The following is a 20,840-nucleotide window of genomic DNA, read 5'->3' as shown; positions in this document are numbered from 1 at the left end:
GGCCGATGAGGCCCGTCAAGGCAAAAAATGATGCTCATCAGCCGTAGCAGGGAATCCTGTAACACATTCCCATAATTATATAAGATACCGGCCTGGAAAGAGGGCTACCTTTGTAAAAACCTGGTACCATGGGAAAAGTGATGTTAAGCATACTCCGGTTCGTCCGGTCGTTATTTGTAAAGAAAAATTGCTGTAAATAAACAAAGCAGTATGAAAAGGTCAACAGGATCATTATTAGTAATACTAACTATATGGGCCGGCGTAGCACAGGCGCAGCATGAGCACCACATGCGGGCAAAGAAGGACACGGCGCAACATCAACGGCACAAGCCGGAGAAACAGGATACCGCCGCAGATCATAGCGCTCACCAGATGCATGGAGGCCATGCCATGCATGACATGACCAGCGCCTACTCCCTGAACCTGCCCATGAACCGCAACGGTTCCGGCACCAGCTGGCTGACAGACAATACGCCGATGTACATGTACATGGCGCAAAAGGGCAATACCTCTTTTATGCTCCACGGAAATATTTTCTTGCGTTATACATCTACTGATTTTACGGCCAAAGGCTCCCGCGGGGCTACCAAGCTGGACGCGCCCAACTGGCTGATGGGCATGATGAACCACCGCATTGGGCGGAAAGGCCTGCTGAACGCAACGGTAATGCTCAGTTTTGACCGGGCCGTAATGGGCGGTGAGGGGTACCCCCTGCTGTTCCAGTCCGGTGAAACGTGGCAGGGTCAGCCTCTTGTAGACCGGCAGCACCCGCACGATCTGTTTGCCGCCCTGAGCGTGGGTTATACATACGCGATCAATAAGGACCTGGACGTATACGCCTACCTCGGCTACCCGGGGGAACCGGCCATCAGCGCGCCGGCGTTCATGCACCGCGTATCCGCTATGAACAACCCGGATGCCCCGCTGGGCCACCACTGGCAGGATGCCACGCATATCACCTTTGGCGTAGGCACCCTCGGGTTCCGGTACAAACAGGTGAAAGCGGAGTTTTCCAGCTTTACGGGCCGGGAACCGGACGAAGACCGGTATAATTTTGACAAACCCCTGTTTGACAGCTACGCCTACCGCGTTAGCTACAACCCTTCCCGCCAGTGGGCCCTCCAATTTTCACAGGCGTTTGTACACAGCCCCGAAGCGCTGGAGCCGGATGAGAACGTAACGCGTACCACGGCATCGGCTATACACACCGCGCAGTTCCGCCACCCCGGCAGTTTCATTGCTTCCGCGGCGGTATGGGGCCTCAACAGCAAGAGCGGTAACCACAAGGAGCATTCTTTCCTGCTGGAAAGCAACCTGCAGCTGCAGAAAAATGCGGTATACGGGCGGTATGAGTTTGTAGAGAAATCTACACATGAGCTTCACCTGGAAGACCAGCTGCCGCATGCAAAATTTAACGTGCATGCCTTTACCCTGGGATATGCCCGCACGCTGGCCACTATCTGGAAAACCAGCCTCTCTATAGGCGCGCAGGGCACCGTAAATGTGGAAGACCAGTCCCTGCACGGTATTTACGGCAAAAACCCGTTAAGCGCACAGGTGTACCTGCGGATCAATCCTGCCCTGCACCGTTAGATGTAGATATGGTATGGCAGACACGCTTGAACCCCGAGGTTTCTCCCCGTGGACGGCCCCTGTTCAACACACCGCCATGTGAACATCCCGTTAAATCCTGCACGGTATTTGTAATTTATTCTACATTAGATGCATAAATCATAGAATGTAACCCGGATGAATTACTTGAGAGCAGGCTGGATCATATTGATTGTCATAGGCATATCTGCCTGTGGCCGCAGAAAGGGGCAACCGAGGCAACAGGAGATCGTCAGGGACCCGCGCCAACTGAATGAAGTGGTGGCCGCCCAGGTGGCCGAGCGCCTGGAGTATGTGGGAGGTAACGAGGGACTGATGGAAGACAGCGTGCCTGCCTTCCGCCTGAGCGCCCTGCAGCACGCCTACCGTCAGCATCAGGGAGCGGCTTTCTGGTCAGACAATGGCCGCACGCACAAGGCCGTATACAGCCTGATGGACTGGATCGCCAACGCAGACAATTATGGCCTGCCGCCGGCCCGTTATCACCTGGCCGCATTGCAGGGCGCCCGCGGGCAACTGGAACATTCCCGGAAAGATGCGGCCCTGTGGGCCAAAATGGATGTACTGCTCACAGACGCTTTTATGAAAATGGCCAGTGACCTGCATTTCGGGATTGCGCCGAAAGACAGCATCACCCTCCGAAAAGATTCCCTTTTTTCAGATACCGTTCTCACCGCTTTTTTGCAGCAGGCGCTGCAGGCGGGAGATGTAGGCGCATTGCTGCAGCAGCAGGAACCGGTACATGATGGGTACATGGCCCTGAAAGAAGGCATCCGGCTGTACAGAGACCAATACGGCGGCAAACAGTGGGATACCCTGCCGCAAATGTATGCAGACACGCCACAGTTCCGCCGCCAGCTTGCCATCCGCCTGATGGCCGGCGGGCATTACGATACCACGGGCATTCCCGAAACAGACACCATGCCCCTCAAAAACGCCGTGAAAGCCTTTCAGCGGGAGTTTAACATTTACCCGGACGGTATTGCCGGTAAACGTACCATCCAGACGCTCAACAAGCAGCCGGGCGACTGGCTGCTGCAGGCGGCCGTGAACCTGGACCGCTGGCGCAAGTTCCCGGATTCCCTGCCGGACCGCTACCTGCTGGTGAACATTCCCGCCTTCCGGATGAACGTGATGGAAAATGATACCATGATGCTGGAATCCCGCGTGATAGTGGGCGCCCCCCGCACGCGCACGCCCGTGCTCAACTCCGTGATGACCAATTTTGTGCTGTACCCTTACTGGCGCGTGCCCTACAGCATCGTGTTCAAGGAAATGCTGCCCCAGATCAAAAAGAACGTGTATTACCTGGCGGAAAAGAACCTGGAAGTGGTAGACCACAAAGGCAACGTGGTAAACCCCGATACCATTCAATGGGAACGGCTTAGCAAAAAATACTTCCCTTACGTATTGCGGCAGATGGACGGGCTGGACAATTCGCTGGGGGTCATGAAATTCAATTTCATGAACAAGTACAGCGTATACCTGCACGATACCAATAACCGCAGCCTCTTCAGCAATTCCAACCGCGCCCTCAGCCATGGCTGCGTACGGGTGCAGCAATGGGACAGCCTAGCCATGTACATGGTGCGTAACGACCCCCGCCCCGGCATCCGCGATAGCGTTCGCACCTGGCTGTACACGGAGCAGCAGAAACAATATACCATGCATAAACGGCTGCCCATTTATATCCGTTACTTCACCGCCGAGCTGAGAAATGGCAAAATGCAGTTCTACGAAGATGTATACGGGGAAGACCAGGTGATGATGCGGTATTTTCGGTAGCAAAAAGGCCGCTCCCTTCCGGAAGCGGCCTGTGGCTTGTTTATAGCATGATCTCAGATTATTTGATCAATTCTGCCAGCTTTTTTTGCAAGGCTTCTCCTCTCAGGTTTTTGGCAACAATAACACCGTTCGGGTCCAGCAGAAAGTTCTGGGGGATGGAGCTGATAGCGTACAGCTGCGCTACTTCATTCTTCCAGAAGGCGAGGTCTGAAACCTGCGTCCAGGTCAGGTTATCGTCTTTGATAGCCTGCAGCCATTTATCCTTGTCTGCCGGCTTGTCTAGCGAAACGCCCAGGATGGTGAAGTTCTTATCTTTAAAATCATTGTACGCTTTTACCACATGCGGGTTTTCTGCACGGCAGGGACCGCACCAGCTGGCCCAGAAATCTATCAGCACATATTTTCCCTTGAAGGAAGCCAGGGACACAGGTTTGCCGTTCGGGTCATTTTGCGTGAAGGCAGGCGCAACCTGGCCAATGCCTACTGATCTTACTTTCTGCAGCCGCTCGGCATAACTAACGCCGCTTTTGCTATTGCGCACATCGGGCGCCAGTTTGGCAAAGAGCGGCTGTATTTCGCTATAGTCAGGCGTGGAGCCGGCAAACTCTTTCAGCGCGTCAAGCCCTACTACAGTGGTGATATGTGTTTCGTAGAATTTTTTAAGAATGATCTTGCGTTCTTCGTAGTACTGTTTGCTCCTGTTTTGCAGGCTGGCAATAAAGTCCTTGTTTTTTCGCTCTGCTTCCGGTTTGGCCAGATACTCGTTCATCAGCGCCTGGTCTTGCGCATTGTTGGCTTTGACTGCTGCCTCCAGGGCCATGTTATCTTTATTTACCGCGCCGCCCCGCACCTGGGCAAACTTCATGGAATCCGCGCTTTCCACGTAGATCAGGTCTTTTTCCAGATACAGCCGCTTGTTTTCGGTGGAGCTTACCGCGCGCGGGGTGCCGGGGCCGTAGTTGAGGAATAACTGGGCTTTCACGGGCTCTTCTATAGTGCCGGTGAACTCAAACGCGCCGTTGGTCAGTATGGCGGAGTCTATAACCGGTTTGCCGTCTTGCACGTAACGGAGGTAAGCCTTTGCGGGAGAATGATGTGTTCCAATCTTGCCTTTAACGGTGAACGTGACCTGCGCGCCGGCCAGGGCAGGCAACAGCAGCAGCGCAGGTAAAATGTGGGTCTTTTTCATAAATGGTGTTGGTTTTGACGGATTAAATGTAAGAAAAGTACCTGTACATGCGGGAGACTTTCTGATGAGCGGGATTTTAAGGCCATAAAAAAACGTCCCGTGGCAGACGGGACGTTCTTAATATCAGCTATATAAACGGATTTATTGCTTCAGTTTGGCTTTCAGCGCAGTGTCAAGCGCTTCCAGGAACTCTTCGGTGTACAAGTAGTGTTTACCATGTTCCACCTTGTTGCCGTGGATGCAAACGGCCAGGTCTTTGGTCATTTTACCGCTTTCTACGGTTTCAATGCAAACCTGCTCCAGTGCCTGGCAGAAACTGATCAGCTCCTGGTTGCCATCCAGCTTGCCACGGAACTCCAGGCCGCGCGTCCATGCAAAAATGGAGGCAATGGGGTTGGTGGAAGTGGGTTTGCCGGCCTGGTGGTCGCGGTAGTGGCGGGTAACGGTACCGTGTGCCGCTTCTGCTTCCATGGTTTTACCGTCTGGCGTAACCAGGGTAGAGGTCATGAGGCCGAGAGAACCGAAGCCTTGCGCCACGGTGTCTGACTGTACGTCTCCGTCATAGTTTTTGCAGGCCCATACAAAGTTGCCGTGCCATTTGAGGGCGCTGGCCACCATGTCATCAATGAGGCGGTGCTCATAGGTGAGGCCGGCCTTGTCAAACTCGGCTTTAAATTCCTGCTGGTATGTTTCTTCAAAGATGTCCTTGAAGCGGCCATCGTATTTTTTGAGGATGGTATTTTTTGTGCTGAGGTACAGCGGCCATTTTTTCAGCAGCGCCTGGTTGAAGCAGGCACGGGCAAAACCGCGGATAGACTCGTCTGTGTTATACATGGCCAGCGCTACGCCGTCCCCCTTGAACTGGTATACTTCGTGCTCTATCACCTCACCGTTCTCACCTTCAAATTTGATGGTCAGCTTGCCTTTTCCTTTTACTATGAAATCGGTTGCACGGTACTGGTCGCCAAAAGCGTGACGGCCTATACAGATAGGGGCGGTCCAGTTGGGCACCAGGCGCGGAACGTTCTTCATTACAATGGGCTCGCGGAAAACGGTACCGTCCAGGATGTTACGGATGGTGCCGTTGGGGGACTTCCACATCTGTTTCAGCTTGAACTCCTGTACACGTTGCTCGTCAGGCGTAATGGTAGCGCATTTGATACCTACGTTGTATTGTTTGATAGCGTTGGCGGCGTCTATGGTTACCTGGTCATTGGTGGCATCCCTGTGCTCCATGCCCAGATCGAAATATTTGATATCTAAATCGAGATATGGAATGATCAGTTTGTCCTTGATAAACTTCCAGATGATCCGCGTCATTTCGTCGCCATCCAGTTCAACCACAGGGTTTGCAACTTTAATTTTTTGTGACATCGATGTAATGTTTTTTTAATATGTGCTGATAGTAAACACGAAATATACAAAAGTCAATTTCGAATTTCAAATAAGGGGTCACGAATTATGGATTTTATGCATATTTCGTGACCCTCTCATGAACTATAACTGTTTGATGATCTCATCTGCAAACTCGCTGCATTTCACGAGCGTGGCGTCGTCCATCAGTTTGTAGAAGTCGATGGTGACCCTTTTGCGCATAATAGCGGTGCTGAGGCCTTCAACAATAATATCTGCCGCTTCTTTCCAGCCCATGTATTCCAGCATCATAACGCCGGAGAGTATAACGGAGGAGGGGTTCATGGTATCTGTGTTGGCAAAGCGGGGCGCGGTGCCGTGGGTAGCTTCAAATACCGCGTGGCCGGTAGCGTAATTGATGTTGCCGCCCGGTGCAATGCCAATACCGCCTACGGCTGCCGCCAGGGCGTCTGAAATATAGTCGCCGTTCAGGTTGAGGGTGGCAATCACGGAATAGTCTTGCGGCGCCAGCAATATCTGCTGCAGGAAGTTGTCGGCTATCACATCGTTGATGATGATCTTGTTATGCGCCTGTGCTACTCTCATTTCGCGGTTGGCTTCGTCTTCGCTTTTTTCTTTTTTGGTCTTTTCCCACTGTTCCCAGGTGTATACCTGGTCTCCGAACTCGCGGGCGGCCAGCTCGTAGCCCCAGTTCTTGAAGCCGCCTTCGGTGAACTTCATGATGTTGCCTTTGTGTACGAGGCTCACGGTGGGCCGTTTGTGCTCAATGGCATATTTGATGGCCGCGCGCACCAGGCGTTCAGTACCCTCCTTGCTCACGGGTTTGATACCCAGGGAAGAGGTTTCGGGGAAGCGGATCTGTTTCACGCCCAGCTCTTCCTGTAAAAATTTCAGGAGTTTGTTGGCGTCTTCCGTTCCGTACATGTATTCTATACCGGCATAAATATCTTCCGTGTTTTCCCGGAAGATCACCATATCCACCTTGTCAGGCCGTTTCACCGGGGAAGGCACTTTATTGAACCAGCGTACCGGGCGTACACAGGCGTAGAGGTCCAGCTCTTGCCGCATGGCCACGTTCAGGGACCGGATGCCGCCGCCTACCGGGGTGGTGAGGGGGCCTTTGATAGACACCAGGTATTCCTTCAACGCGTCCAGCGTGGTTTTGGGAAGCCATTCCCCCGTTTCCTGGAAGGCCTTTTCACCCGCCAGTACTTCTTTCCATTCAATTTTCCGCGTACCGCCGTAGGCTTTTTCCACAGCGGCGTCAAACACACGTACACTGGCACGCCAGATGTCCGGCCCAATACCATCGCCAATAATAAACGGAATAACAGGGTGGGCAGGGACCTTTATCTGCCCGTCAATCATCTGAATTTTTTCTGCCGGCATATTGCTGATTTGTTGTTTTAATTATTGACCGCAAAGGTAACACATTTGAAGGTGGGATGAAGGCCGTAAGTGTGATAATTAACTTAAATTAGAAGAAGAATAAACTGAGGGACCATGGAAGAACATATAGTACCAATTTTAGATGTAACCCCCGTTACCCACAATGTAAGGCGTTTCACTGTTGAAAAGCCCGCGGGTTACCGTTTTATACCCGGCCAGGCCACAGAGGTGGCCGTTAACAAGCCAGGCTGGGAAAAAGAGCGGCGGCCTTTTACTTTCACGGCGCTGAACAGCTGGGACCACCTGGAGTTCACCATCAAGATCTATCCTGAAAGACAGGGCGTTACCAACCAGCTGGGGTTGCTGCAGCCGGGAGACAGCCTGCGCATACACGATGTGTGGGGCGCCATCCAGTACCGCGGCGAGGGCACTTTTATTGCCGGCGGGGCGGGCGTTACCCCCTTTATTGCCATTTTCAGGCAGTTGAGGAAAGACGGGCAGCTGGGCGGCAACCAGCTCATTTTTTCCAACAAGACCAAAGCGGACATCATCCTGGAAGATGAGTTCCGGGAGATGCTGGGCCCCAATTTCATTAACACCCTTACGGAAGAGGCCGTACCGGGGTACGACAATCACAAGATAGACGAGGTGTACCTGCGTTCCCGGATCAAAGACTTTGACCAGCCTTTTTACATTTGCGGGCCGGATGCCATGGTGGCAGGCCTGAAAAGCACGCTGGAGAAGCTGGGCGGCAAAACCATTGTAGTAGAGCTATAGGGGCGGTTTGCTGTTTCCCTGCCGCACAGGCGCAAGCGTTGGTTGTTGCCGGTATGCTCCGTCGTGCATTTCCCTTTGTGCCGGCGTTCTGGTGTTTTCACCGGCAGTTTCCCCTTACCGGCTTGCAGCGGCACCGCTTCGTCATTTTCACCGGCAATTTCCCCCATTTTACCGGTAAAAGCCCCATGCCTGCCTAAGCAGTATTGTTACCCCGGCAGGGTGGTGGTAGATTTGTGTCATAAACTTAAAAAACGATACAATTTATGGGCAGATATAATCGTCTTCCAGATAATAGCAATAGCGGCCTTTGGGGCGGAGTGATCGTGCTGGTGATCGGTCTTGTGTTCCTCCTCCGTAAAATGGACCTTCATTTACCCGACTGGGTGTTTTCATGGCCCATGCTCCTGATCCTGATAGGATTTGTGATGGGCGCCAAAAACAAATTCCAGGGCGCGGGGTGGTTCATCCTCACCTTTGTAGGCGTAGTGTTCCTGCTGAACGATATGTTGCCGTTCGAGTGGCACCTGCAGCGCTTCTTCTGGCCAATTATCCTCATTGTGATAGGGTTGTACATGATCAGCCGGGCCAGCAGCCGCAGCAAGCGGTACGAGGAAATTATAGCGGACGGCAGCAGCACGGCCAGCAGGGAAGATTTTTTGCAAAGCACCACTATTTTCAGTGGCACCAACAAGGTGATCCTTTCGAAAAACTTCCAGGGAGGCAACATCACTACCATGTTTGGTGGTACGGAGCTGAACTTCATGCAGGCAGATATTAACGGAGAAGCGGTGCTGGACATTACCATCATGTTCGGCGGTGTTGAACTGGTAGTGCCTTCTCACTGGGACGTGAAGCTGGACGTGAACACCATATTCGGCGGCATCGAAGACAAACGTACCATAGTGCCCGCATCCGCCAACAAGGTACTGGTGCTGAAAGGCTCCTGTACATTCGGCGGCATAGACCTGAAAAGTTATTGACCCTTTCCTTTCGCCATTCTCTTTTATCCATTGTTTTGCCGCCCTTCCATTCCATTCTTATATCACCTGAAAACCGTTTAACATGTATTGGTTTGTTGCGAAGATAGTTTACCAGATCATCTGCGGAAAGGGGGAACACCTCCCGCAATTCGATGAACAACTGCGCCTCATCAGTGCGGTGAGCAAACAGGAGGCCTGGAAAAAAGCCCAGCAAATAGGGGAACAGGAACAATATGCCTTCCGCAACCAGAAGGAAGAGCTGGTAGAGTGGCGTTTTATCAACGTGCCGGAGCTGATTGCGCTGGACGAGCTGAAAGACGGCATGGAACTGTATTCTCGCGTGGAAGAGCCTGATAACGCCGGCAGCTATGTAGCCCTGCTGCAGATGAAAGCGGCTCAGCTCCAGTCACAGAAATTATTTGAGCTGAACGTTTAAACCATAAATTTTGGCCACTCACCTGCTCAAAGAAAAACGCTACCGCTGGACCTTCATTACAGGCTTTGTGCTGTTCCTGAACCTGCACCGCATTATTGTGCATTACTGGCTGGCCCAGGATTTTATGATAGCGGTGGTAGACAGCCTGATACACAACGTGCTGTTGTTTGTGGCCCTGGCGGCCATTGTTCAGATGCAGGCCAATTACCGGCCGGTGAAAGGCAAGTATTCTTATGTGGCCTTTCTTACACTGGTCATGAGTGCGCTATGGGCTACCCTGGTGATCTGCCTGCTGAAGCTCTTTTACAATAACGGCCAGCACCCCCTTTATATACAATGGTTGTCTGACACGCTGCCCATCCGCTTTGCGCTGGGCTGGCTGCTGATCACCGGCACGGGCTTCATCAGCTTTTTCATGTATGAGGTAGAAGAGCAGCGGGAAGCGCTGGCCCGCAAGGAGGCCGCGGAAAAACTGGCCAAGGAGGCGGAGCTGTACAAGCTGCGCCAGCAGTTGCAGCCGCATTTCCTCTTTAACAGCCTGAACTCCATCAACGCGCTGGTATCGCTGCGGCCCGAAGAAGCCCGGCAAATGATACAGAAGCTGAGCGATTTTTTACGGGGCACGCTGAAAAAGGAAGACCAGCTCTGGATATCGCTGCGGGAAGAACTGCAATACCTGCAGCTGTACCTCGATATTGAAAAGGTCCGCTTCAGGCATCGTTTAACCACCACAGTTATACAGCATGAAGAAGCGGCCGCCCTGCAAATACCGCCCATGCTGCTGCAGCCGGTGGTAGAAAACGCCATCAAGTTCGGGTTGTACGATACAACGGATGCCATCAACATCACCATTGAGGCACGGCAGGAAAACAATGTGCTGCTGGTTACGGTTTCCAACCCGTTTGACCCTGCCATGCACCCGCAGGCGCAGCAGGGTACCGGTTTCGGGCTCAACTCCATCCGCCGCAGGCTGTTCCTGCTTTTTGGCCGGCAAGATCTTTTGGAAACAAAAGCTGATCTGAATATATTCACTACCACTATTAAAGTACCGCAGCTCCATGATAAAAACAGTGTTGATAGATGATGAACCGCTGGCCCGTGAACTGGTACGGGAATACCTGCAGGCCTACCCCCAAATAGAAGTGGTGGCAGAGTGCAGCGACGGGTTTGAGGGCCTGAAGGCCATACAGCAATACCAGCCTGACCTGCTTTTCCTGGACATACAAATGCCCAAGATCAACGGGTTTGAGATGCTGGAGCTGGTAGACAAGCTGCCCTGCGTGATATTCACCACCGCATTTGAAGAATACGCCATACGGGCCTTTGAAGTGAATGCGGTAGACTACCTGCTGAAACCCTTCTCCCGCGAACGGTTCGATAAGGCCCTGCAGAAGATGCTGGAGCGGAAAACGGAAGTATCGCAGGAGCTGCTGGATGCCGCGGGCCGGGAGCTGCCCACGCAGCACAACCGGGTGGTGGTAAAGATCAACGGCCGTATCAAGATCATTCCCGTGCAGGACATTCACTACATGGAGGCGGCAGATGATTATGTAAAGATCGTAACGCAGGAAGGCGCTTTTCTGAAGAACAAGACCATGGCTTTTTTTGAGAAAACGCTGGACGCGCTGCAGTTCATCCGCGTACACCGCTCCTACATCCTGAACGTAAGCCAGATCACCCGCCTCGACCCATATGAAAAAGAAACCTACCTGGCCGTGCTCAAAAGCGGCAGTAAAATACTGGTGAGCAAAACCGGTTACCCCAGGCTGAAAGAAGCGCTGGGGCTCTGATGCCTGCCAAGTGCTTATACCTTGATGAATATTTTTTTCCGGTACATCCAGTACAGTATCAGCCATTCCATGGCCAGCACCGGTATGCCTCTTACCAGCGGCGCATAGGCGCTGCCCAGCACCTGGTCAAAGTTCTGGCCCAGGTGAATGCTCAGGGAATTGCTGATAAAGCCGCCGAACCCGTCTGCAATTACATAGGCGGCAATGGAGTTCATACCTATTACCACCAGCGGCAGTATGTATTTTTGGCGCCCGGCAACATCTGTCAGCCAGTAAAAGAAGGTGAGGAAAAAGAAACACAACCCGCCGCTGAAAAGCGTCCACGAGGGCGTCCAGATGCGTTTAACAATGGGGCAGATGCCGGTAAAGTGCAGCAGCGCGGCGGCAGCCAGAAGGCAGGCGCCGGTGATCAGGAAAAACCGGATGCGCTCCTGAGGGGTATCCGTGCTTTTCAGGGCGCGGCCGGCAAAGAGGCCCAGCGCCATAGTGCCCAGGGTGGGAATGAAGCTCAGGGTAACATAGCCGCCGCGGTTATAGGCAAAAGGCTTTTCACGGGGAAAGAGGTTGAGGAACCACTGGTCAAAGGCAGCCGCCAGGTTGGTGTTCTTGTTCCAGTGCGCGGCCAGGCCCTGCATGTTGTGCGGCCAGTCTGCCGGAACGCCCACCAGCGTAGTGTCAAAGCCGGTGGCGGGCAGGGGGTAGAGGACAAAGGCCAGCCAGTAACCCGCCAGTATCAGCAACACCGTTACCACCTGTGTTCTGCGGGTGGCAAAACCGAGCAGGAACAGGAAGGGGTAGCCGAGGCCTATCTGGGTGAGCGTGTCTTCAAATGTAAAGTTGGTTTGGGTGGAATGCAGGGAACGGAGAAAGATACCCAGCAGCACCAGGATGAGGGAACGTACCAGCGTATGTTTCAGCAGTGAATTGAAAGTGGCGCCTTTGGCCGTGCGGCTGGCAATGGAAAAAGGCAGGGCCACGCCTACCAGGAAGGAAAAAGAAGGCTGTATCATGTCATGCAGGGAACCGCCTGTCCAGGGCACGTGGCTTTGGTTCCAGCCGAGAAACTGCCAGAAAGCATTGCCGGGCAGCGCGTCCGCCACCGTTGAGAGGCGCAGTACTTCTGCCATCATCAGCAGCATTACAAACCCGCGGTATACATCTACGGAAACAATTCTGGCGGGCATAGGGGCAGGGCCGGTCACAGGGGGTGGAATTTTCATGTACCTAAGATAGCTTTTTAAGCGAAGGGCGGCGAGAAAAGTTGAAGCAGCTTATCTTTTTTGAGCACTTTCTGCGCCTGCTCTCCCCGCGCCACCAGGCGGCTGCCGGCATGGGCCTCAAAGCGGCACAGCAGGCTGTGCCCTTCCGCTTTCACTACCGTGGCGGTAAAAACAACGGCCGTGCCCACCGTGGCGGGAGATACGTGTTCTACATGTATCATGGTGCCGATCCCTTCTTCATCTGCTTCCTTCATATCCAGCACAAACAGCCGGCAGCACCATTCCGCATCCCGCGCCAGCGCAAAGGTGGCGTACACAGGGTGTACAGGGCCACTGTCAAACGTGGCGCAGTCTTCCGCACGCACGGTGCGGGTAAAGGTCCTGACATCGCCGGGCCTGAATATCTGTTGCATACGCGTTATTGTATCACCAATACGGGGATGTGTACATAATGCCGTACATAGTTCACCGTTTCACCGTACAGCCAGTCTTTAAGGCCGGTATGGCCGTGGCCGCCCAATACCAGCAGGTCTGCCTCTTCCTGCTTCACAATGCGCACAATGGATTTGGCGCGGTGCTTGTACCCCAGCACGCCCTTTGCCTTGATGCCTTTGCTGGCCAGCAGGGAAAGGTAGGTGTCTATCTGCTCCTGGTCTTTCTGTGTTTCAAAATCATTGGCTTCCTTCCCGAAGTAACGGGCGGAAGCACTTTCCACCACGTGGATGAGGATGTACTCGGTATCAGGCTGCCCCTGTGCCAGCGCATTGGCAATGATCTTTTCATCGTGCTGGGAAAAATCCAGCGCCATGGCTATTTTTTTATAGACAGGCGCTTCCAGGCTGCCCAGTGTTACTTTGGTGGCATGCATACGCGCGGAACCTTTTTGCCGGTAGCGGCTGATGAACGGATACAGTACGGTAATGACCAGCAACGCGAGGAAAGCGAAGCCGGACAGGTATATCAGCACGTCTACCCACCACACGTGGTTCCCGCGGATGAAGGTGCCGGCTTCCGCCCACACCATACGCACGTTGAGATATACCAGCACGGAAGAAATAAGCCAGGCGGCCGCTTTTACAAGCGGCTTGATGGCAAAGCCGCCCATTGTATGTTTGTCGCTCACAAAGTGAATGAGCGGTATAATGGCGAAGCCCAGCTGCAGGCTCAGCAGTACCTGGCTGAACACCAGCAGCTCGCCTATTTTTTCCTCGCCCGCTACCCATATTACCAGCAGGGCGGGAATAATAGCTACCAGCCTCGTCAGCAGACGGCGCAGCCAGGGGTTGATACGCAGGCGCAGGTAACCTTCCATCACTATTTGCCCGGCCAGCGTGCCCGTTACCGTAGAGCTTTGCCCGGCGGCAATCAGGGCCACGGCAAAGAGAATGGGAGCCAGCTTGCTGCCCAGCAGCGGCTCCAGCATACGGTGCGCTTCATGCAGGTCCGCTATTTCCGTATGGCCCGCGGTGAAAAACACGGAAGCGGCCAGTATGAGAATGGCGGCGTTGACAAAGAACGCCAGGTTGAGCGCAATGGCCGTGTCCCAGAAATTGATCTTCAGCGCCTGCTTGATGCCGGCATCTGTTTTCTGTATTTTACGGGTCTGTACCAGGGCGGAATGCAGGTAGAGGTTGTGCGGCATTACCGTGGCGCCTATAATGCCAATGGCAATGTACAGCGCCGTATCGTCCGGCAGGGAGGGCACAAAACCCTTGGCCACTTCCGGCAGATCGGGTTTGGCCAGCAGCAGCTGTATCAGGAAGGAAGTGCCTACAATGGCCACCAGGGCAATAATGAAGGCTTCCATTTTGCGGATGCCGTAACGTTGCAGCAGCAACAGCAGGAAGGTGTCCAGCACGGTGAGCGATACGCCCCACATCAGCGGCAGGCCGGTGAGCAGCTGTATACCGATGGCCATGCCGAGCACTTCCGCCAGGTCTGTGGCCGCAATGGCCACCTCCGCCAATATGTACAGCAAAAAGTTGACCGGGGCGGGGTAGGTTTCCCGGTTGGCCTGCGCCAGGTCACGGCCGCGCACAATGCCCAGCCGCGCGCTGAGGCTTTGCAGCAGCAAGGCCATCAGGTTGCTCATCAGCAGCACCCAGATGAGCGTATAGCCGTATTTGCTGCCGCCCGCCAGGTCTGTGGCCCAGTTGCCGGGGTCCATGTACCCTACGCTCACCAGGTAGGCGGGCCCGAAAAAGGCCAGTATTTTGCGAAAGCCTGATTTGTGCCTGCCCGTTGTATCTACGCTCTGGTGTACTTCACTAAGGGAAGCGGCGTGGTCCTTAATTTTCATGTAGTATTGTTCGTCTCGTTTACAATGGTTTCACCATAATGGTTTTGGATACCTGCTCACTGATGGTGAAAGCGGGCTGGTTCTTTATTTTGATCTCCACGGAGTTGTCAAACTCGTACCGTTCTATCACATCTATCTGCGTGCCCAGCTTAACGCCTTTGGCATGAAGGAACTCCAGCAGGGCGGAAGACTGGTCACTCACCCCGGCTACTTCCAGCCGGCGGGTGGTAGCCTTGTCCAGAGACACCAGCTGTTTGCTTTTGCTGATCTTTCCCTGCGCGTCGGGAATAGGGTCTCCATGCGGGTCTGTGGTCGGGTTGCCCAGGAACTCGCTCAGGCGGTTCACCAGCTTTTCACTGCCCACATGCTCCAGTTCCTCCGCAATTTCATGCACCTCATCCCAGCTGAAAGACAGTTTTTCAACCAGGAAACATTCCCACAGGCGGTGCCGCCGCACTATCTGCAATGCCAGTTTGCGGCCTTCGGTGGTAAGGGTGATACCCTGGTATTTTTCGTAGTCTATCAGTCTTTTTTCCTTGAGCTTTTTGGCCATGTCCGTTACCGACGCCGGCTTGGTATCCAGCTCATATGCAATGGCATTGGTATTGACCGCCGTACTGCCGTCCTGCAGCTTGTAGATGGATTTGATATAGTTCTCTTCTGCTACCGTCAACTTCATGATATCTAAAATATAATTTAGACAAATCTAAATAATAATTTTCAAAAACAATAATCTATGCGGATATATGGAATATTATTTACCTTTTCGCTCCATAACGCATCATATGAGCAGAATCCTACTCCTGACACTATTGACCGGCCTGCTGGCGGCTTGCAGCAACCCACCGAAGCAGGTGAACGATGAAGACCGTGTGCTCACTTTTGAAGATTTCCGGGGCTTTTTCCCGGCCGGCGGTAAAAGTTTCCGGCTCAATGCAGACTCCCTGCGGCGCTCACAGCCGGACAGTCTTGCTTTAAAGGCGCGGGTAGTGCAGCAGTTTTTACCTGATACTCTTGCCAAAGGCGTGTTTACCGCGGCGGAGAAACCCCGCTTTTTTCCCCGGGTACTGATCGAGCGGGAAGACCTGCTGTATTTTGTAGTAGAAGGCCGGGCAAAAAAAGGCAGCGCGGCCTGGCTGAATTTGTATGACAAGAAGGGCACTTTCCTGCAGCGCCACCTGGTAGCCCGGAACATTGGCGGCAAGCCGCGCATGGGTTTTCTGCTGGACGACAAGTTTAACATCCGCATATCTACAGCATTGCAGCGCGGCAACCGGGACGATGTGTATGCTGCCAACCCTGACGGCAGCCTGATATTGATACTCACCAATTCTACCGAGCCGTTGAACGCCGGTCTTTATAATCCCATAGATACCCTGCCCCGCAAACACAAGTTCTCCGCCAACTACACATCTGGCGAGCATAGCCTGGTATCTATCCGGGATGGGGAAACGCCCAAGGAATTTCAGTTCTTTATCCACTTTTCAAAAGACAACGGGGCCTGTACCGGCGAGCTGGACGGCGTGGGCCGCTTCACTTCCGCCACTACCGGCCAGTTCCGTGACAAGCGCACTTCCTGCATCCTGGAGTTCAGGTTCAGCGGCGGCAGGGTCACCATTTCTGAAACCGGCTGCGGCGCTTACCGTGGCATCAAATGTTTTTTTGAGGGGTCTTATACAAAGAAGAGGGAGAAGAAGAAATAGGCAGCAGGAGGAGCCTCCTGGTATATTGGCCTACCCGAAGGCCTCTTCTGAACACAACTCCGGCATATTTGCCAGGGCTCACCCGGCATACCGCTGCACCATGTCTACAAAACTCACCCTGCTGATGAACCTTGCGCCCAGCGAGGCCAGGTGGTGCGTATGTACCTGGCAGTCTATGATTTCCAGCTCCTGCCGGTATTGTTCTACAAAAGTGATAAAGGCGGCCTTGGAAGCGTTGCTTACTTTGGAGAACATGCTTTCGCCGAAAAAGCAGCGGCCCAGCTTTACGCCGTACAGCCCGCCTACCAGCGCTCCCTGCTGCCGGCATTCCACGGAGAGGGCGTAACCGGCCTTGTGCAGGCGGAGGTAGGCTTCCATCATGTCTTTTGTGATCCAGGTGCCGTCCTGGCCGCTGCGGGGAATAGCGCGGCACTGGTTGATAACGCTTTCAAAATCTGTATTCACGCTGATCTGGAATTGCCCTTTCCGCAATACCTGTCGCATGCTGTGGGATACTCTCAGCTCTTTCGGGAAAAGTACGAAGCGTGGGTCTGGCGCCCACCAGAGAATGGGTTTGCGGCTGTACCAGGGAAAAATGCCGGAGCGGTAAGCGAGCAGCAGCCGTTCTGTACTAAGGTCTCCGCCAATGGCCAGTAACCCGTCAGGCTCGGCGCCAGACAGCGGCGGAAAAACCAGTTCATCTTCAGGTATATAAAACAGGGGCATTAAGTAGATACCGTTTCAACAATGGTTGCGCTGATACCACGGTCCAGCAGGGCCTCACACATCGGTTTCAGTTCACGGTACTCACCTTCCTTTACGGCGTATTTGCCGTTGTAGTGAATAATAAGGGCACACTGTTCCGCTTGTTCTTCCGTATGGCCGCATACTTCCATCAGGGAGGTGATCACCCATTCGAAAGTATTCACGTCATCGTTCCACACCACTAAACTGAAGGGGAACTGCTCGGCTGTTTCCACCAGCATTTCTTCTTTTTCTTTCACGGACACGCCTGTTCCCGTATAACTCATGGTCAGTCAACTGTTTTCACAAAGTTACATTTTTTTGGCAATGCCGTGGTTTGAAAGAATGGTTGTAAATTAACAGCCACGAAACCAGGCAGATGTGCCGGGTAGCGCCTGACTATTGAAAAGATAAATATTTGTTGATGAAAGGATTGGTTTTATTAATGAGTTTCAGTTTACCGCTGAAAGACCCGGTGCCCATTTTTTCGTTGGTATTGTTCATCATCCTGCTTGCGCCCATCATCCTGCGCAAGTTCCGCATTCCGAGCATTATAGGACTGATACTGGCCGGCATGGCCATCGGGGACCACGGCTTCAAGATCATAGAGAAAGGAAGTATCGATCTTTTCGGCAATGCAGGCCTTTTGTATATCATGTTCCTGGCCGGCCTTGAGCTGGATATGACGGAATTTCGGAAGAACCGCCACCGCAGCATGGTGTTTGGCGCATTCACCTTTTTTATACCGCTGGTGCTGGGTTACCTGCTCTGTACGTATGTGCTGCACCTTTCGCTGATGGCCTCGCTGCTCATCTCCAGCATGTTTGCTACCCATACGCTGGTGGCTTACCCGCTGGCCAGCCGCCTGGGCATCACTAAAAATGAAGCGGTTACCGTGGCCGTGGGCGGCACCATCATTACAGATACCGCCGTGCTCCTCATCCTGGCCATTATCACCGGCGCGGAGCAGGGCAATCTTAACACGGCCTTCTGGCTGAAGCTGGGCATTTCCCTCGCCATTTTCACCGTCATTGTGCTATGGGGGTTCCCGGCAATAGGCAGGTGGTTCTTCAAAAAGATAAAGGACGATAAAACATCTCACTTCATTTTTGTGCTGGCGCTGGTATTCCTGGCCGCCTTTTTGGCGGAGCTGGCCGGGGTGGAAGCCATTATTGGGGCCTTCCTGGCCGGGCTGGCCCTCAACCAGCTGATACCGCACACGTCCCCGCTGATGAACCGCATAGAGTTTGTGGGCAATGCGCTGTTCATTCCTTTTTTCCTGATCTCTGTAGGCATGATCGTTGACCTGCGGGTGCTGCTCAAGGGCCCGGAAGCGCTTATTGTGGCCGGTGCGCTCACTGCCATGGCGCTGCTCAGCAAATGGCTGGCGGCGTTCTTTACGCAGCTGTCATTCGGCTACACCGCCACCCAGCGCAATGTGATATTCGGCCTCAGCAGCTCCCATGCCGCCGCCACCATTGCCGTGGTGCTGATAGGGTACAACATGGGCATCATTAATGAGAACGTGCTGAACGGCACCATTGTGCTCATACTGATCACCTGCATGGTAGGCTCTTTTGTAACAGAGAACGCCGGCCGCAAACTGGCCATCAGGGAGGCGGAAAAGAAACCGGAAATAGCCGGCGGCCCGGAGCATTTTCTTATTCCCATTGCCAACCCTGAAAGAATGGAATCCCTGCTGGATTTTGCCCTGATGGTAAAAAATCCCGCCAACGCCGCGCCCGTATACCCGCTGGTGGTGGTGCAAGACGATGAGGAGGCCAAGGAAAAGATATACATCAGCAATAAAATGATGGAGAAGGCGGTGATACATGCCGCTGCTTCCGAAAGCAATGTGCAGGTAGTTACCCGGGTAGACCTGAACGTGACGGACGGCATCTCCCGCGCCGTGAAGGAACTGCTGATATCTGATGTGGTATTGGGTTGGAGCGACAAGAACAGCGCCACAGACCGCCTCTTCGGCAACATTTTCGGCACTACTACAGACAACGTGCTGCAGAGCGTTTGGGAAACAGTATACGTGTGCCAGTTCCTGCATCCTATCAATACCACCAAAAAACTGGTGCTGGTACTGCCGCAAAACACAGAGTACGAACTGGGCTTCACCCATTACGTTCAGAAGATCATACTGCTGGCCAAACAGGCCGGCGCAAGGGTAGTGGTGTACAGCGGTGCGCGTACCCAGGCCGCCGTTCAGCGTTTTGTAACAGAAGCAAAAGCCAGCGTGGAACTGACGTTCAAGAAACTGGACAACCTGGAAGACTTTCTTGTACTGGCCCGTAACGTATCGGGAGACGATCTGCTGGTAGTAGTATCTGCCCGGAAAGGCACACTCTCTTACCAGCCCTACCTGGAAGGCATACCGGGGCGGATCTCCCGCCACTTCAAAGACAACAACGTGATATTGGTATACCCTGAGCAACGCACCACGGAAAACAACGAGCCGGGCATGCAGGAGGGAGATATTACCCTGCGCCCCATACAGGAGCAGCTGATGAACATTAACAGGATCGGCAAGGCGGTGAAGCGGATATTCAAGGGAGGAGAGAAGCGAAACCCGTTTGAAGAAGAAGATGCGCAATAACAACAACCAATAAATAGCCTGTCATAAAAACAGGGCTGACCCTGCAATAGGAGGTCAGCCCTTTGTATTCCCGCACATTTTCGTCCCGTTCCTGTTATTGATTGGGGTAGGCAACAGATGATCTTTTGGGGGTGGCTAACAGATGACGGTACAAAGAAACAGCAGCTTGCCCGGTTCTGCCGGGTACATTTAACGGAAAAGGGATTTGGATTAATGTATACGCGGTTGTATTATTTTTATATTAACTTGCCGTTACCCGCTCAGGGATTCAACCAATATTTAGAATATTTGCCGGCCGTATCATAAATCAACAAGCTAAGAGGCATGTCTTCCAAAGAGTCCGCAGAAATAGCATTAGTAGCAGCATTACAGGAGGATAGTGTAGCGGCATTTGATGCCCTTTATCACATGTATTTTCCCGCAGTATATGCCAACATTCTCCACCTGGTGAAAGATGAAGCCGCTGCGCAGGATATTGTGCAGGAAGTGTTCATCCGGCTGTGGGAGAAACGAAAGCTGCTGCATGCCGGCCAGCCCGCGGGCAACTGGCTTTTTGTGGTGAGCTATAACCGCTCCCTCAATTACCTCCGCTCCAGCCTGCGGCAGCGGCTGAAGACGGCGGAGCTGGCCCCGGATATGGCAGAGCCGGAGCAGGACGAGTGGCAGGTTACTTCCATTCAACTGGATATGCTGGAACGCGCCATTGACCAGTTGCCGCCGCAGCGTAAAAAAGTGTTCCTGCTATGCAAGATGCAGGGTAAAACCTATGCGGAGGCGGCCAGCGAGTTGCAGATATCCCACTATACCGTAAAGGAACATATTGCAAAAGCCAGCCGTTTCATCCGCGAGTACGTGCGGCTCCAGCCTGAGTGGCAGGCGCTGGTGGCGGTACTTCCGCTGTTTGCGAAAGTGCTCGGAAATTGAGGCGCCGCCGGTAT

19 protein-coding genes are annotated in these 20,840 nt (G+C 53.3%); 10 read left to right on the top strand and 9 right to left on the bottom strand.

Annotated elements, in window-relative coordinates; genetic code table 11:
- The first annotated feature begins 210 nt into the window (after positions 1-210).
- A complete protein-coding gene (locus D3A97_RS01930; RefSeq protein WP_119076129.1) occupies positions 211-1,593 on the top strand; it encodes a hypothetical protein in 1,383 nt (460 codons plus the stop codon).
- 156 nt (positions 1,594-1,749) lie between these two features.
- Positions 1,750-3,396: a L,D-transpeptidase family protein gene (locus D3A97_RS01925; RefSeq protein ID WP_119076127.1), complete on the top strand. Its 1,647-nt coding sequence runs from the start codon at positions 1,750-1,752 to the stop codon at positions 3,394-3,396.
- A 58-nt stretch (positions 3,397-3,454) separates the two neighbouring features.
- On the opposite strand, the gene D3A97_RS01920 is transcribed toward D3A97_RS01925, so the two are convergent.
- The 3 genes from D3A97_RS01920 to icd form a co-directional block, all read right to left on the bottom strand.
- A complete protein-coding gene (locus D3A97_RS01920; RefSeq protein WP_119076125.1) occupies positions 3,455-4,585 on the bottom strand; it encodes a TlpA disulfide reductase family protein in 1,131 nt (376 codons plus the stop codon).
- A gap of 141 nt (positions 4,586-4,726) precedes the next feature.
- Entirely contained in the window at positions 4,727-5,959 is a 1,233-nt protein-coding gene (locus D3A97_RS01915; RefSeq protein ID WP_119076123.1) for an NADP-dependent isocitrate dehydrogenase, read from the bottom strand.
- 123 nt (positions 5,960-6,082) lie between these two features.
- Positions 6,083-7,348: an NADP-dependent isocitrate dehydrogenase gene (icd, locus tag D3A97_RS01910; protein WP_119076121.1), complete on the bottom strand. Its 1,266-nt coding sequence runs from the start codon at positions 7,346-7,348 to the stop codon at positions 6,083-6,085.
- A gap of 114 nt (positions 7,349-7,462) precedes the next feature.
- On the opposite strand from icd, the gene D3A97_RS01905 reads away from it, so the two are divergent.
- The 5 genes from D3A97_RS01905 (at position 7,463) to D3A97_RS01885 (ending at position 11,331) form a co-directional block, all read left to right on the top strand.
- Entirely contained in the window at positions 7,463-8,125 is a 663-nt protein-coding gene (locus D3A97_RS01905) for an FAD-binding oxidoreductase (protein WP_119076119.1), read from the top strand.
- A 263-nt stretch (positions 8,126-8,388) separates the two neighbouring features.
- Positions 8,389-9,105, top strand: coding sequence for a LiaF transmembrane domain-containing protein (locus D3A97_RS01900; protein ID WP_119076118.1), 717 nt, complete (start codon positions 8,389-8,391; stop codon positions 9,103-9,105).
- An 82-nt stretch (positions 9,106-9,187) separates the two neighbouring features.
- Positions 9,188-9,541, top strand: a complete 354-nt coding sequence (locus D3A97_RS01895; protein ID WP_119076116.1) for a DUF4288 domain-containing protein — start codon at positions 9,188-9,190, stop codon at positions 9,539-9,541.
- A gap of 10 nt (positions 9,542-9,551) precedes the next feature.
- A complete protein-coding gene (locus tag D3A97_RS01890; protein WP_198673822.1) occupies positions 9,552-10,625 on the top strand; it encodes a sensor histidine kinase in 1,074 nt (357 codons plus the stop codon).
- The gene (locus D3A97_RS01885; RefSeq protein WP_119076114.1) at positions 10,600-11,331 is read left to right on the top strand and encodes a LytR/AlgR family response regulator transcription factor; all 732 of its coding nucleotides are present in this window, start codon (positions 10,600-10,602) and stop codon (positions 11,329-11,331) included. The genes D3A97_RS01890 and D3A97_RS01885 overlap by 26 nt, the downstream gene beginning before the upstream one ends.
- Positions 11,332-11,345: 14 nt before the next feature.
- Here D3A97_RS01885 and D3A97_RS01880 read toward each other — a convergent pair whose 3' ends face one another.
- From D3A97_RS01880 to D3A97_RS01865, 4 genes are read right to left on the bottom strand one after another with little or no spacing between them, the layout of a single operon-like run.
- Positions 11,346-12,551, bottom strand: a complete 1,206-nt coding sequence (locus tag D3A97_RS01880) for an acyltransferase family protein (protein ID WP_198673821.1) — start codon at positions 12,549-12,551, stop codon at positions 11,346-11,348.
- 17 nt (positions 12,552-12,568) lie between these two features.
- A complete protein-coding gene (locus D3A97_RS01875; RefSeq protein WP_119076112.1) occupies positions 12,569-12,964 on the bottom strand; it encodes a thioesterase family protein in 396 nt (131 codons plus the stop codon).
- A gap of 5 nt (positions 12,965-12,969) precedes the next feature.
- The gene (locus D3A97_RS01870) at positions 12,970-14,850 is read right to left on the bottom strand and encodes an Nramp family divalent metal transporter (RefSeq protein ID WP_119076110.1); all 1,881 of its coding nucleotides are present in this window, start codon (positions 14,848-14,850) and stop codon (positions 12,970-12,972) included.
- Between the two features lie 19 nt (positions 14,851-14,869).
- On the bottom strand, positions 14,870-15,529 hold the full coding sequence (locus tag D3A97_RS01865; protein WP_119076108.1) for a metal-dependent transcriptional regulator: 660 nt from the start codon (positions 15,527-15,529) through the stop codon (positions 14,870-14,872).
- 106 nt (positions 15,530-15,635) lie between these two features.
- Between D3A97_RS01865 and D3A97_RS01860 the strand changes: the two genes are divergently transcribed.
- On the top strand, positions 15,636-16,553 hold the full coding sequence (locus tag D3A97_RS01860) for a hypothetical protein (protein ID WP_157986303.1): 918 nt from the start codon (positions 15,636-15,638) through the stop codon (positions 16,551-16,553).
- Positions 16,554-16,631: 78 nt separating this feature from the next.
- On the opposite strand, the gene aat is transcribed toward D3A97_RS01860, so the two are convergent.
- Both aat and D3A97_RS01850 read right to left on the bottom strand, forming a co-directional pair.
- A complete protein-coding gene (gene aat / locus D3A97_RS01855) occupies positions 16,632-17,279 on the bottom strand; it encodes a leucyl/phenylalanyl-tRNA--protein transferase (protein ID WP_119076104.1) in 648 nt (215 codons plus the stop codon).
- Complete coding sequence (locus D3A97_RS01850) at positions 17,279-17,584, bottom strand: ATP-dependent Clp protease adaptor ClpS (protein WP_119076102.1); 306 nt, start codon at positions 17,582-17,584, stop codon at positions 17,279-17,281. The genes aat and D3A97_RS01850 overlap by 1 nt, the downstream gene beginning before the upstream one ends.
- A gap of 158 nt (positions 17,585-17,742) precedes the next feature.
- Here D3A97_RS01850 and D3A97_RS01845 point away from each other — a divergent pair, with 158 nt between their 5' ends.
- Positions 17,743-19,902, top strand: a complete 2,160-nt coding sequence (locus tag D3A97_RS01845) for a cation:proton antiporter (RefSeq protein WP_232825820.1) — start codon at positions 17,743-17,745, stop codon at positions 19,900-19,902.
- 324 nt (positions 19,903-20,226) lie between these two features.
- Positions 20,227-20,826: an RNA polymerase sigma-70 factor gene (locus D3A97_RS01840; protein WP_119076098.1), complete on the top strand. Its 600-nt coding sequence runs from the start codon at positions 20,227-20,229 to the stop codon at positions 20,824-20,826.
- Positions 20,827-20,840: the final 14 nt, after the last annotated feature.

The organism is Chitinophaga alhagiae, assembly GCF_003568665.1.
GTDB lineage: Bacteria > Bacteroidota > Bacteroidia > Chitinophagales > Chitinophagaceae > Chitinophaga > Chitinophaga alhagiae.
This window is presented reverse-complemented; position numbering and strand designations above follow the sequence as displayed.

Coding starts and splice junctions, on each gene's coding strand:
- D3A97_RS01930 (WP_119076129.1), top strand. CDS start 211: ATGAAAAGGTCAACAGGATCATTATTAGTAATACTAACTATATGGGCC.
- D3A97_RS01925 (WP_119076127.1), top strand. CDS start 1,750: ATGAATTACTTGAGAGCAGGCTGGATCATATTGATTGTCATAGGCATA.
- D3A97_RS01920 (WP_119076125.1), bottom strand. CDS start 4,585: ATGAAAAAGACCCACATTTTACCTGCGCTGCTGCTGTTGCCTGCCCTG.
- D3A97_RS01915 (WP_119076123.1), bottom strand. CDS start 5,959: ATGTCACAAAAAATTAAAGTTGCAAACCCTGTGGTTGAACTGGATGGC.
- icd (WP_119076121.1), bottom strand. CDS start 7,348: ATGCCGGCAGAAAAAATTCAGATGATTGACGGGCAGATAAAGGTCCCT.
- D3A97_RS01905 (WP_119076119.1), top strand. CDS start 7,463: ATGGAAGAACATATAGTACCAATTTTAGATGTAACCCCCGTTACCCAC.
- D3A97_RS01900 (WP_119076118.1), top strand. CDS start 8,389: ATGGGCAGATATAATCGTCTTCCAGATAATAGCAATAGCGGCCTTTGG.
- D3A97_RS01895 (WP_119076116.1), top strand. CDS start 9,188: ATGTATTGGTTTGTTGCGAAGATAGTTTACCAGATCATCTGCGGAAAG.
- D3A97_RS01885 (WP_119076114.1), top strand. CDS start 10,600: ATGATAAAAACAGTGTTGATAGATGATGAACCGCTGGCCCGTGAACTG.
- D3A97_RS01880 (WP_198673821.1), bottom strand. CDS start 12,551: ATGAAAATTCCACCCCCTGTGACCGGCCCTGCCCCTATGCCCGCCAGA.
- D3A97_RS01875 (WP_119076112.1), bottom strand. CDS start 12,964: ATGCAACAGATATTCAGGCCCGGCGATGTCAGGACCTTTACCCGCACC.
- D3A97_RS01870 (WP_119076110.1), bottom strand. CDS start 14,850: ATGAAAATTAAGGACCACGCCGCTTCCCTTAGTGAAGTACACCAGAGC.
- D3A97_RS01865 (WP_119076108.1), bottom strand. CDS start 15,529: ATGAAGTTGACGGTAGCAGAAGAGAACTATATCAAATCCATCTACAAG.
- D3A97_RS01860 (WP_157986303.1), top strand. CDS start 15,636: ATGAGCAGAATCCTACTCCTGACACTATTGACCGGCCTGCTGGCGGCT.
- aat (WP_119076104.1), bottom strand. CDS start 17,279: ATGCCCCTGTTTTATATACCTGAAGATGAACTGGTTTTTCCGCCGCTG.
- D3A97_RS01850 (WP_119076102.1), bottom strand. CDS start 17,584: ATGAGTTATACGGGAACAGGCGTGTCCGTGAAAGAAAAAGAAGAAATG.
- D3A97_RS01845 (WP_232825820.1), top strand. CDS start 17,743: ATGAGTTTCAGTTTACCGCTGAAAGACCCGGTGCCCATTTTTTCGTTG.
- D3A97_RS01840 (WP_119076098.1), top strand. CDS start 20,227: ATGTCTTCCAAAGAGTCCGCAGAAATAGCATTAGTAGCAGCATTACAG.